Source organism: Geodermatophilus marinus (genome assembly GCF_003428645.1).
In the GTDB taxonomy this organism is placed as follows: Bacteria; Actinomycetota; Actinomycetes; order Mycobacteriales; family Geodermatophilaceae; genus Geodermatophilus.
Genome location: NZ_QVQH01000023.1, coordinates 1 through 11,879 on the forward strand (window position 1 = coordinate 1; position 11,879 = coordinate 11,879).

The 11,879-nt window shown below is 74.9% G+C and carries 10 protein-coding genes and 1 tRNA gene; 8 read left to right on the plus strand and 3 right to left on the minus strand.

Features of this window, described 5'->3' with window-relative positions; translation table 11 throughout:
* The first annotated feature begins 179 nt into the window (after positions 1-179).
* Entirely contained in the window at positions 180-635 is a 456-nt protein-coding gene (locus D0Z06_RS19635; protein WP_233517831.1) for a tyrosine-type recombinase/integrase, read from the plus strand.
* 34 nt (positions 636-669) lie between these two features.
* Here D0Z06_RS19635 and D0Z06_RS19640 read toward each other — a convergent pair.
* The 3 genes from D0Z06_RS19640 to D0Z06_RS19650 all read right to left on the minus strand — a co-directional run bounded on the left by D0Z06_RS19640 (position 670) and on the right by D0Z06_RS19650 (position 2,253).
* Positions 670-744, minus strand: a tRNA-Arg gene (locus D0Z06_RS19640).
* A 58-nt stretch (positions 745-802) separates the two neighbouring features.
* The gene (locus tag D0Z06_RS19645; protein WP_117379243.1) at positions 803-1,459 is read right to left on the minus strand and encodes a DUF305 domain-containing protein; all 657 of its coding nucleotides are present in this window, start codon (positions 1,457-1,459) and stop codon (positions 803-805) included.
* The gene (locus D0Z06_RS19650; RefSeq protein WP_117379244.1) at positions 1,456-2,253 is read right to left on the minus strand and encodes a DUF3105 domain-containing protein; all 798 of its coding nucleotides are present in this window, start codon (positions 2,251-2,253) and stop codon (positions 1,456-1,458) included. The genes D0Z06_RS19645 and D0Z06_RS19650 overlap by 4 nt, the downstream gene beginning before the upstream one ends.
* A gap of 171 nt (positions 2,254-2,424) precedes the next feature.
* Here D0Z06_RS19650 and argS point away from each other — a divergent pair, with 171 nt between their 5' ends.
* The 7 genes from argS (at position 2,425) to rpmE (ending at position 11,801) form a co-directional block, all read left to right on the plus strand.
* The gene (gene argS, locus D0Z06_RS19655) at positions 2,425-4,098 is read left to right on the plus strand and encodes an arginine--tRNA ligase (protein ID WP_117379245.1); all 1,674 of its coding nucleotides are present in this window, start codon (positions 2,425-2,427) and stop codon (positions 4,096-4,098) included.
* Complete coding sequence (gene lysA / locus D0Z06_RS19660; RefSeq protein WP_117379246.1) at positions 4,095-5,588, plus strand: diaminopimelate decarboxylase; 1,494 nt, start codon at positions 4,095-4,097, stop codon at positions 5,586-5,588. The genes argS and lysA overlap by 4 nt, the downstream gene beginning before the upstream one ends.
* Complete coding sequence (locus D0Z06_RS19665; protein WP_117379247.1) at positions 5,585-6,877, plus strand: homoserine dehydrogenase; 1,293 nt, start codon at positions 5,585-5,587, stop codon at positions 6,875-6,877. Before lysA ends, D0Z06_RS19665 begins: the two co-directional genes overlap by 4 nt.
* Positions 6,874-7,959 (plus strand): threonine synthase, encoded by a 1,086-nt coding sequence (thrC, locus tag D0Z06_RS19670; protein WP_199522433.1) that lies wholly within the window; start codon positions 6,874-6,876, stop codon positions 7,957-7,959. Before D0Z06_RS19665 ends, thrC begins: the two co-directional genes overlap by 4 nt.
* Positions 7,956-8,888, plus strand: a complete 933-nt coding sequence (gene thrB / locus D0Z06_RS19675) for a homoserine kinase (RefSeq protein WP_117379248.1) — start codon at positions 7,956-7,958, stop codon at positions 8,886-8,888. The genes thrC and thrB overlap by 4 nt, the downstream gene beginning before the upstream one ends.
* 246 nt (positions 8,889-9,134) lie before the next feature.
* The gene (gene rho / locus D0Z06_RS19680; protein ID WP_117379249.1) at positions 9,135-11,309 is read left to right on the plus strand and encodes a transcription termination factor Rho; all 2,175 of its coding nucleotides are present in this window, start codon (positions 9,135-9,137) and stop codon (positions 11,307-11,309) included.
* A gap of 267 nt (positions 11,310-11,576) precedes the next feature.
* The gene (rpmE, locus tag D0Z06_RS19685; protein WP_117379250.1) at positions 11,577-11,801 is read left to right on the plus strand and encodes a 50S ribosomal protein L31; all 225 of its coding nucleotides are present in this window, start codon (positions 11,577-11,579) and stop codon (positions 11,799-11,801) included.
* Positions 11,802-11,879: the final 78 nt, after the last annotated feature.

The window sequence follows — 11,879 nt, forward strand, 5'->3', positions numbered from 1 at the left end:
CGCATCCAGCGGATGCCCTTCTGCGCGGACGATTTGGGCCTTAGACAAGCCACATCGTTCCTGCTCAGAGGGGCATTCGTGCTTTCCGACGCGCAGTCACACGCCTATCCGACGGTGGATCGAGGCTGAGTCGGCGCCGGATCGAGGTCGCCGAATCGGTCGTCGAGGTTGACGGACTGCTGACCTGGGGCGTCCCCAAGGGGTACGAGCGCCGATCGGTTCCCATCCCGGCCTTCATCGCCGAGGATCTGCGCGACCAGCTGGCCGCCCGGGGACCCGAGGATCTCGTCTTCACCGGCCTTCGGGCCGGGGGAGTACTGCGCAACCGGGTGTTCCGCAGGGCGGGCTTCGACCGGGCCGCCCAGTCGCTGGGGCTCGAGGGACTCGTGCCGCACGAGCTTCGGCACACGGCCGCAAGCCTGGCCGTTTCATCCGGTGCCAACGTGAAGGCGGTGCAACGGATGCTCGGGCACGCCTCGGCCGCCATGACGTTGGACACGTACGCCGACCTCTTCGATGAGGATCTCGACGCGGTAGCGGAGGGATTGGACCTCGCTGCGCGGATGGTCCGCGAACGTTCTGCGGACAGTTTGCGGACTCCGGACCTCTACACGCTCGATCCGGCGTCGAACTGATCGACAGTGTGGCCAACTGACCAGCGCTTTCGCGTGGTGCCCCCGGCAGGATTCGAACCTGCGCACCCGCCTCCGGAGGGCGGTGCTCTATCCCCTGAGCTACGGGGGCTCGTCCGTGGGGCGACGACGAAACTACCAGCCCGCCCCGGCGGTCCGGACGGCGGCTCTCAGGGCGCCGGGAGCGGGGTGCCGCCGCGCGCGGTCAGCATGCGGGTCATGGTCGTCGTCTCGGCCGCCTGGGTCTGGGCCATCGAGTCGGCGAGGTTCCGGACGGCGGCCTCCTGGGCGTGCTCCGCGCCGTACTGGGCCATCTCCGCGCCGCCCTGGTGGTGGCGGATCATCAGCCGCAGGAACTCGACGTCGAACTCCGTCCCCGACAGCCCCCGCAGGGCGGCCAGCTCCTCGTCGGTGGCCATGCCGGGCATGGGCGCGCCGTCCGCGGCCGACGCATCGTGCCCGGCGTGCCCGCCCGCCGCGGGCCCGCTCATCCACGCCATCGTCGCGCCACCGCTGGGGGCGACCCCCCACAGCGACAGCCAGCCCTGCATGCGGCCGACCTGGTTCTGCTGGGTCTCGGCGATGTCGAAGGCCAGCTGCCGGATCTCCGGGTCGGTGCTGCGCTCGGGGACGAGGTTGGCCATCTCGACGGCCTGCAGGTGGTGGCGGGACATGTCGCGGGCGAAGCCGACGTCGACGGAGTCCGCGCCCGGTGCCTCGTCCCGGCCGATGCCGAGGGCGACCGCGGCGCCACCGCCGAGCAGCACCAGCGCCACCGCGATGACCCCGAGCAGGGCCGCGCGCAGCGGCCGGTCCGCGGCGGTCACGGCGTACCCGTGCCCTCGGCCGTCGGGGTGGTCGGCGCGTCGGTGGTCATGGCGTCGCTGCCGCGGCTGGCGTCGTCCACGGTCAGGGGGTCGCTGATGAAGGTCGGGTTCTCGCAGCTGGCCCCGACCTCCGGGTAGAACTCGGCGTTGAAGGTCATGAAGTCGGCGAACTGCTCGATCCGCGGGTCGTCGACCGAGTCGACCTTCAGCTGGTGGTTCCAGGACTGCAGGCTGACCGGGGAGTCCAGGCCGGCGTAGGGCGAGAGCATCCGGCCCGACTCGCCGGCCACGTCGGCCAGCGTGGCGACCTGGTCCTCGCTGAGGGCGTCGGGGTCGTAGGTGATCCACACCGCGCCGTGCTCGAGGCTGTGCACCGCGTTCTCGTGCCGGATGTCGACGTCGTACACGGTGCCGGTGCAGTCGGCCCACTCGCCGTCGTGCGGCCCGCCGACCGGGGGCGACTGCTCGTACTGGACCGGGGTGGCGACGTGCTCCTGCCCGGCGGCGTAGTCGAAGGCCGCCACCCCGTCGATCTCGTCGATGGAGTCGATGCGGTTGGCCTCGGCCTCGTTGACCTGCACCACCGCGTAGGTGATGACGGCGGCGGCGAAGACCACGACGGCGATCGCGGCGGCGATCAGCCCCCACGGGCGCTGCGGGGTGACGACGTTCGTGGCGGGCGGGCGGGTGCGGCCACCGGCCGGCCGGCCCCCGGCCGCGGGGCGGGCTCCGGAGCCGGACCGTCCGGACCCGCCGCGCGCGCGGCCGTCCTGGGGCTTGCGGTCCTTGGCCACGGGTGCTCCTCGCGCTCGTCCTCGACGGGCCGCGCGGTGCGCCGGCCCCGGGAGCCCGGGGCGGCTCCCGGGAGGCCAGTCTAGGGCGGTCGGCTGGGAGGTCCCTGGCAGCGCGCGCCGGCACCGGGGCGGGCGGCAGGGGCGCCGCGTCCCGCTGCGTACGATCGCGCGGTGACACCGGAGCAGTTGCGCGACGTCGTCCGGACCGCCCTGGCCGCCGCCGTCGAGCGTGGCGTGCTGCCCGTCGAGGTCCCCGGCGACGTCCTCGTCGAGCGGCCGAAGAACCCCGAGCACGGCGACTACGCCACCAACGTCGCCCTCCGCCTGGCCAAGCCGGCCGGGCGCCCGCCCCGCGAGGTCGCCGAGGTCCTCGCCGCGGAGCTGCGCGGGCACGAGGGCATCGCCGCCGTCGACGTGGCCGGCCCCGGGTTCCTCAACATCACGCTGGCCCGGGGGGCCCTCGGCCGGATCGCCGTCGACGCGGTCACCGCGGGGGAGGCCTACGGCCGCACCGCCACCCTGGCCGGGCAGCGGGTGGACCTGGAGTTCGTCTCGGCCAACCCGACCGGGCCGGTGCACATCGGCGGCAGCCGCTGGGCCGCCGTCGGCGACGCCATCGGCCGGCTGCTCGAGGCCGGCGGCGCCGACGTGACCCGCGAGTACTACATCAACGACGCCGGCGCGCAGATCGACCGGTTCGCCCGCAGCCTGCAGGCGGCGGCGACGGGCCGGCCGGTCCCCGAGGACGGCTACGGTGGCACCTACGTCGCCGACATCGCGGCGTCCGTCGTCGCCGGGACCCCCGACCTGCTGGAGCGGGCCGGGCCCGAGCAGCTGCAGGTCTTCCGCGACCGCGGCGTGGAGCTGATGCTCGACGAGATCCGCCGGTCGATGGCGGACTTCGGCGTCGACTTCGACGTGTGGTTCAGCGAGCTGTCGCTGCACGGCTCGGGCGCGCTCGACAAGGCGCTGGCCCGGCTGCGCGAGCAGGGGCACGTCTACGAGACCGACGGCGCGGTGTGGCTGCGGACCACCGACTTCGGCGACGACAAGGACCGCGTCCTGGTCAAGGCCGACGGCGAGACCACCTACTTCGCCTCCGACTGCGCCTACTACCTGGACAAGCGGGCGCGCGGGTTCGACCGGGTCGTGATCATGCTCGGCGCCGACCACTCCGGCTACGTCGGCCGGTACAGGGCGCTGGTCGCGGCGACCGGTGACGACCCCGACCGCCACCTCGAGATCCTCATCGGCCAGCTGGTCAACCTGCTCCGGGGCGGGGAGCCGGTCCGGATGAGCAAGCGGGCCGGGACGATCGTCCTGCTGTCGGACCTGGTCGACGCGATCGGCGTCGACGCGGCGCGCTACGCCCTGGCGCGGGCCTCGGTCGACCAGCAGATCGACATCGACATCGACGTGTGGAGCCGGCAGACCAGCGACAACCCGGTCTTCTACGTGCAGTACGCGCACGCCCGGATCTCCTCGGTGCTGCGCAACGCCGCCGACCTGGGGCTCGCCACGGGCTTCGACCCGCCCGCCGCCGACGGCGTCGACGCCGGTCAGCTCACCCACGACCGGGAGAACGACCTGCTGCGGGCGATCGGCGAGTTCCCGCGGGTGGTCACCTCGGCCGCCGAGCTGCGCGCCCCGCACCGGGTCGCCCGGTACCTCGAGGAGCTGGCCGGCACCTACCACCGCTTCTACGACTCGTGCCGCGTGCTGCCGCGCGGCGACGAGGAGGCGACGGCCCTGAACGTCGCCCGGCTGTGGCTGTGCGCGGCGACCGCGGTGGTGCTCCGCAACGGCCTGGGTCTGCTGGGCGTCAGCGCGCCGGAGCGGATGTGAGAGCGCACCCCGCCGGTCCGCTGCACGGGAGCATCGCGCAGCCGACCCCCGCCGGCGCGCCGCCCGCGGACCTCGGCGCCCTCGACCCGCACGTCTGGCCGCGCACCGCGCGGCGGGTGGACGGCGAGGTCCACCTCGGCGGCCGGCCGGTCACCGAGCTCGCCCGCACCCACGGGACGCCGCTGTTCGTGCTCGACGAGACCGACCTGCGCGGCCGCGCGGCCGACTTCGCGACGGCGTTCGACGGCGCCGACGTCCACTACGCCTCCAAGGCCTTCCTGTGCGGGCAGCTGGCGCGCTGGATCGCCGAGGACGGCCTGCACCTCGACGCCTGCTCGGGCAACGAGCTCGCCCTGGCGCTGGCCGCGGGGTTCCCGCCGGAGCGGATCGCCCTGCACGGCAACAACAAGTCCCCGGTCGAGCTCCGGCTGGCCGTCGACGCCGGGATCGGGCGCGTCGTCCTCGACTCCTTCGACGAGATCGACCGGCTGGTCCCGCTGGCCGCGGCGCGGGTGGCCGCCGGCGGCGCGCCGGTGCCGGTGCTCGTGCGCTCCACCGTCGGCATCGAGGCGCACACCCACGAGTTCATCGCCACCGCCCACGAGGACCAGAAGTTCGGCTTCTCCCTGGCCACCGGCGACGCGCTGACCGCCGCGGTGCGGGTCATCCGCGAGCCGGCGCTGCGGCTGGCCGGGCTGCACAGCCACATCGGGTCGCAGATCTTCGACACCGCCGGCTTCGAGGCGGCCGCGCACCGCGTGGTCGGGCTGCTGGGCCAGGTGCACCAGGCCACCGGCGAGGTGCTCGGGGAGCTCAACCTCGGCGGCGGGTTCGGCATCGCCTACCTGGCCGAGGACGACCCGGTCAGCCCCGCCGACGTCGCCCGCCGGCTGCGCGCCGTGGTCGAGGCCGAGTGCGCCATGGTCGGGCTGCCCGTGCCGCGGCTGGCCGTCGAGCCCGGCCGGGCCATCGCCGGCCCCGGCACCGTCACGCTCTACGAGATCGGCACCATCAAGCCGGTGCGGCTGGGCGCCAGCGGCACCCCGGGCGCGCCGCTCGTGCGCAACTACGTCTCCGTCGACGGCGGGATGAGCGACAACATCCGCACCGCCCTCTACGACGCCGCCTACACCTGCGTGCTGGCCAACCGGGTCTCCGACGCCCCTCCGGCGCTGTGCCGGGTCGTCGGCAAGCACTGCGAGAGCGGTGACGTGCTGGTCCGCGACCTCTGGCTGCCCTCGGACGTGCAGCCCGGTGACCTGCTGGCCGTCGCGGCCACCGGCGCCTACTGCTGGTCGATGGCGAGCAACTACAACTACCTGCTCAAGCCCCCGGTGGTCGCCGTCCGGGAGGGCGTGGCCACCGAGATCGTGCGCCGTCAGACACTGTCGGACGTGTTCGCCCTCGACGCCGTCCTCACCGACGTCCCCGCGCCCTCCCCGGCGATCGACCAGCCGGCGCCCGAGCACCCCGTCGGGACGACCTCGTGAGCACCCCGCTCACGGTCGCGCTGCTGGGCTGCGGCACCGTCGGGGGCGCGGTCCTGCGGCTGCTCGGCGAGCAGGCCGACGACCTCGCCGCCCGCATCGGCCGGCCGGTGGAGGTCGCCGGCGTCGCCGTCCGCCGGCCCGACCGGCACCCGGAGGTGCCGCCGCACCTGCTGACCACCGACGCGCACGGGCTGGTCACCCGGGACGACGTCGACCTGGTCGTCGAGGTCATCGGCGGCATCGAGCCGGTGCGCTCGCTGCTGCTGGCCGCCTTCGAGGCCGGCAAGTCCGTGGTCAGCGCCAACAAGGCGCTGCTCGCCGAGGACGGCAGCGCCCTGCACGCCGCCGCCGCGAAGGCCGGCGTGGACCTCTACTACGAGGCCGCCGTGGCCGGTGCGATCCCGATGCTGCGCCCGCTGCGCGAGTCCCTGGCCGGTGACCAGCTGCGCCGGGTCGTCGGCATCGTCAACGGGACGACGAACTACATCCTCTCCCGGATGGCCGAGACCGGGCACGGGTTCACCGAGGCGCTGGCCGAGGCCACCGAGCTGGGGTACGCCGAGGCCGACCCGACCGCCGACGTCGACGGGTTCGACGCCGCCGCCAAGGCCGCGATCCTCGCCAGCCTGGCCTTCCACACCGAGGTCACCGCCGCCGACGTCCACCGGGAGGGCATCAGCGCGATCACCGCGACCGACGTCGCCCGCGCCGCCGAGATCGGCTGCACGGTCAAGCTGCTGGCCATCTGCGAGCGGGTGGTGAACGGCGGGGGCGACTCGGTCGCCGTCCGCGTGCACCCCGCGATGATCCCGACCACGCACCCGCTGGCCGCCGTCGGCGGTGCGTTCAACGCCGTCTTCGTCGAGGCCGAGGCGGCCGGGCAGCTGATGTTCTACGGGCAGGGCGCGGGTGGGGACGCCACGGCCAGCGCCGTCCTCGGCGACCTGGTCGCCGTGGCGCGCAACCGGGTCGCCGGCGTGGCCGGCCCCGGGGTCACCACCTACGCCGGGCTGCCGGCCCGGCCGATCGCCGAGACGCCGACCCGCTACCACGTGGGCCTCGACGTGGCCGACCGGCCCGGCGTGCTGGCGACCGTGGCGCAGGAGTTCGCCCGGCACGGGGTGAGCATCGCGACGGTGCGGCAGGACGGGCACGGGGACGCCGCCACGCTGGTCATCGTCACCCACAGCGCACCCGACGCCGCGCTGTCGGCCACGGTCGACGCGCTGCGGGACATGCCCGCCGTCCGCGGGGTCACCAGCGTCCTGCGGGTGGAGGGGCTGTCGTGAGCCGCGGCCTGCCGGTGCGCGGCGCCGTCTCCCCGGCCTGGCCCGGGCTCATCGAGGCCTACCGCGCGCGGCTGCCGGTCAGCGACACGACCCCCGTGGTGACCCTGCAGGAGGGCGCCACCCCGCTGGTGCCGGCCCCGGAGCTCTCCCGCCGCACCGGCTGCGAGGTGTACCTCAAGGTCGAGGGCGCCAACCCGACCGGGTCGTTCAAGGACCGCGGCATGACGATGGCCATCACGAAGGCCGTGGAGGAGGGCTCGCAGGCGGTCATCTGCGCCTCCACGGGCAACACCAGCGCCAGCGCCGCCGCCTACGCCGCCCGCGCCGGGCTGGTCTGCGCCGTGCTGGTGCCGCAGGGCAAGATCGCGCTCGGCAAGCTCGCCCAGGCGCTGGTGCACGGCGCCAAGCTGCTGCAGGTCGACGGCAACTTCGACGACTGCCTCGCACTGGCCAGCAAGCTGGCCATCGACTACCCGGTCAGCCTGGTCAACAGCGTCAACCAGTTCCGCATCGAGGGGCAGAAGACGGCGTCGTTCGAGGTCGTCGACGTCCTCGGTGACGCGCCCGACATCCACTGCCTGCCGGTCGGCAACGCCGGCAACATCACCGCGTACTGGCAGGGCTACCGCGAGTACGCCGACGACGGCCCGGCCACGAGACGGCCGCGGATGTGGGGCTTCCAGGCCGCCGGTGCCGCGCCGATCGTGTCCGGGCAGGTCGTCGAGCAGCCGCAGACCATCGCGACGGCGATCCGCATCGGCAACCCGGCGTCGTGGACCAAGGCGCTGGCCGCCCGGGACGAGTCCGGCGGCCGCATCGACGCGGTCACCGACCGGGCGATCCTCGCCGCCTACCGGCTGCTGGCCCGCACCGAGGCCGTCTTCGTGGAGCCGGCGTCGGCGGCGTCGGTCGCCGGGCTGCTGCAGGTCGCCGAGGCGGGCGGGCTCGAGCCCGGCCGGCGGGTGGTCTGCACGGTCACCGGCAACGGGCTCAAGGACCCGGACTGGGCCATCTCCGGTGCGCCCGCGCCGGTCACCGTGCCGGTGGACGCCGCCGCCGCGGCCGCGAAGCTCGGACTGTGAGCCCGGTCCGCGTCCGCGTCCCGGCGACCTCGGCCAACCTGGGGCCGGCCTTCGACTGCGCCGGGCTGGCGCTGGCCTGCCACGACGTCGTGGAGTTCGCCGTCACCGCGGGCGGGCTCGAGGTCGCGATGACCGGCGAGGGGGAGCACGCGCTGCCCGCCGACGAGTCGCACCTCGTCGTCCGCGCCTTCCGCGCGGCCTGCGACGTGCTCGGCTGGCACCCCCCGGGCCTGCGGGTCGCCGCCGACAACGGGATCCCGCAGGGGCGGGGCATGGGGTCCTCCGCGGCCGCCGTCGTCGCCGGGGTGGTCGGCGCCACCGAGCTGTGCCCCCACGCGGAGCGGGACGACGACGCCGTGCTCCGGCTGGTCACCGAGCTGGAGGGCCACCCCGACAACGTCGCGCCGTGCCTGCTCGGCGGGGCCACGCTCTCGTGGACGACCCCCGCCGGCCCGCGCGCGGTCCGGCTGCCCGTCCACCCCGACGTCGTCCCGGTCGTCCTGGTGCCGGGGGCCACGCTGTCGACGCACGTGGCCCGCGGCCTGCTGCCCGAGCTCGTCCCGCACGGGGACGCCGCCTTCAACGCGGCGCGGTCGGCGCTGCTGGCCCACGCGCTGACCGCCGCGCCGGACCTGCTCCTCGACGCGACGGAGGACCGACTGCACCAGGCGCAGCGGGCAGCGGCCATGCCGGGGACGGCGGAGCTGCTCGGCCGGCTGCGCGCGGCGGGCCACGCCGCGGTCGTGTCCGGCGCCGGCCCGAGCGTGCTGGTCCTCGTCCGCCGGGGGCCGGGGGAGGCGGCCGACCACCCGTCCGGGGTACGGGACGTGGCAGGACTCACCCCTTCCGGGTGGTCGGTGCGCGTGCTGCCCGTCGACGGACGGGGCGCGTGCGTCGTGGGTGGCGCACCTCGGGTATCGTCTGGATAACGAGGAACACACCGGTTCCGACCAGTGTTGTCGTGTCCGTGGGCGCGGATTAGGCTCACGAGGTAGCCGCCCTCTCGGGCGAGCCTCGCGCGGGGCGTTGCTGACGATCCATCCCGTCGCCGCAGATTCCGCCTCGCACCTACTCGATCTCGTCCCCCCGTCTGTCCAGGACCGTGGCAGAGGCGGGGGGACCGGGTCACCCCCTGCGCTGGTAGGCGCAGGTCTCTCGCAGGGAAGGACCTGTACGTGAGCGAGACCACCGACCTCGCCGTCACGCCGCAGAGCGGCACGGGCGAGGCACCTGCCGCTCCTGGTGCGGCCGGGAGGACCACCCGCCGCCGCGGCAGCGGGCTGTCGGGGATGCTGCTGCCCGAGCTGCAGCGCCTGGCGGCCGAACTCGGCATCACCGGCACCGGCCGGATGCGCAAGGGCGACCTCGTCGCCGCCATCTCCGCCCGCCAGGTCGGCGGGGCGGCACCGGCCGAGCCCCGGCCGGCGAGCGACGTCCCGCCCGCCCGGGACGCCGCACCCCTCGAGGCGCCGGTCAGCGGGGGGGCGAACAGCGGCCCGGCCATCGAGCCGGCCGAGGCCCCCGCCCCGCGGCGCCGCCGCGCGGCCAGCCGGCCGGCCGGTGCGCCCACCGCTGACAGCCCGGCCGGGGCCGGCTCGGACACCCCCGGCACGGACGCCCGCGGGGCCGCCCGGCCCGACGAGGCCGTCGGCGGCACCGCCCCGGCGCCCGCGCCGCGCGTCGAGACCCCGGACGCCCCCGCGGCCGGCACCACCGCGCCCTCCCGCGGCGACACGCCCGCGGGCGAGACCACCGACGGTGACCGGCCGGAGCGCGCCCGCGGCCGCGGCCGGGACGGCGGCGCCCGTGAGGAGCGGGGCGAGCGCCCCGAGCGCGGGAGCCGCGACGACCGCGGCGGCCGGGACGGCGGCGACCGCCCGGAGCGCGGCCGCGACGACCGCGCCAACCGGGACGACCGCGGCGGCCGGGACGGCGGCGACCGCCCGGAGCGCGGCCGCGACGACCGCGGCGACCGCGGCCGCGACGGCAACCGCGGCCCCGAGCAGGGTGGCCGCGGTGGCCGGCCGGACAACCGCACCGACCGGGGCACCGACACCCGCGGGGACAACCGCAACGACCGCGGGGACAACCGCAACGACGAGGACGACGACGACTTCGAGGGCGGCCGCGGCCGCCGGGGCCGCCGGTACCGCGACCGCAACCGCCGCGGCGGGCGCGAGCGCTTCGAGCAGAACGAGCCCGCGGTCAGCGAGGACGACGTGCTGCTGCCGGTCGCCGGCATCCTCGACGTCCTCGACAACTACGCGTTCGTCCGCACCTCCGGCTACCTGACCGGGCCCAACGACGTCTACGTGTCCCTGTCGCAGGTCCGCCGCTACGGCCTGCGGCGCGGCGACGCCATCACCGGCGCCGTCCGCCAGCCGCGCGAGGGCGAGCGCAAGGACAAGTACAACGCCCTGGTCCGGCTGGACACCGTCAACGGGCTCGACCCCGAGCAGGCCCGGCAGCGGCCCGAGTTCACCAAGCTGACCCCGCTCTACCCGCAGCAGCGGCTGCGGCTGGAGACCGAGCCGCACCAGCTGACCACCCGGGTCATCGACCTGGTCATGCCGATCGGCAAGGGGCAGCGCGCGCTGATCGTCAGCCCGCCCAAGGCCGGCAAGACGATGGTGCTGCAGGCGATCGCCAACGCGATCACCGCGAACAACCCCGAGTGCCACCTCATGGTCGTCCTCGTCGACGAGCGGCCCGAGGAGGTCACCGACATGCAGCGCTCGGTGAAGGGCGAGGTGATCGCCTCGACCTTCGACCGGCCGCCGTCGGACCACACCACGGTCGCCGAGCTGTCCATCGAGCGGGCCAAGCGCCTGGTCGAGATGGGCCACGACGTCGTCGTCCTGCTGGACTCGATCACCCGCCTCGGGCGCGCCTACAACCTGGCCGCCCCCGCCAGCGGGCGCATCCTCTCCGGCGGTGTGGACTCCACGGCGCTGTACCCGCCCAAGCGCTTCCTCGGCGCCGCCCGCAACATCGAGAACGGCGGCTCGCTGACCATCATCGCCTCGGCGCTGGTGGAGACGGGGTCCACGATGGACACGGTCATCTTCGAGGAGTTCAAGGGCACCGGTAACGCGGAGATCAAGCTGGACCGCCGGCTGGCGGACAAGCGGGTCTTCCCGGCCGTCGACGTCAACGCGTCGGGCACGCGCAAGGAGGAGATCCTCATGTCGCCCGACGAGCTGGCCATCGTCATCAAGCTGCGCCGGGTGCTCGCCGCGCTCGAGCCGCAGCAGGCGCTGGAGCTGCTGCTCGACAAGTTGAAGAAGACGCGCAACAACGTCGAGTTCCTCATGCAGATCCAGAAGACGACGCTGGGCGCGAACGACTGAGAAAGGACCCCGTCCTCCTCACCCCTCGCACGCTCGGGGTGAGCCTCGGGACGGGGCCGCCGCTGCCCCCCACCGCTCGCAGGCTCGCGGCGGGACCTGCAGCGGGGCCGCCGCTGCCGGTGGGCGGCCCGGGGACGGGCCGCCCACCGGCGGAGCTCACCGGTCTGGGATACTGGCCGACCGAGCCTGCGCCGCGCGGCCCGGAATCCACGGACAGCCGCCGGCGTTCGACCACCTGAACGGCACGGACTCCCCGGAAGAGGCGACATGAAGCCCGACATCCACCCGCACTACGACGTCACCACGGTCACCTGTGGTTGCGGGAACACCTTCACCACCCGCAGCACGGCACCGGGCGGTCAGCTGACGGTCGAGACGTGCTCGGCCTGCCACCCGTTCTACACGGGCAAGCAGCGGATCCTCGACACCGGTGGCCGCGTGGCCCGATTCGAGAAGCGCTTCGGCAAGCGCGGCGCGAACGCCGGCAAGTAGCACCCCCGACGGCGCCCGTCCCACCTCGCGTGGGGCGGGCGCCGTCGTCGTGTCCGCACCCCACCTCCCCGCGCCCGC

What these genes read in the sequence shown, in the direction of transcription:
- rpmE (WP_117379250.1), top strand. Translation starts at nt 11,577, where the DNA reads ATGAAGCCCGACATCCACCCGCACTACGACGTCACCACGGTCACCTGT.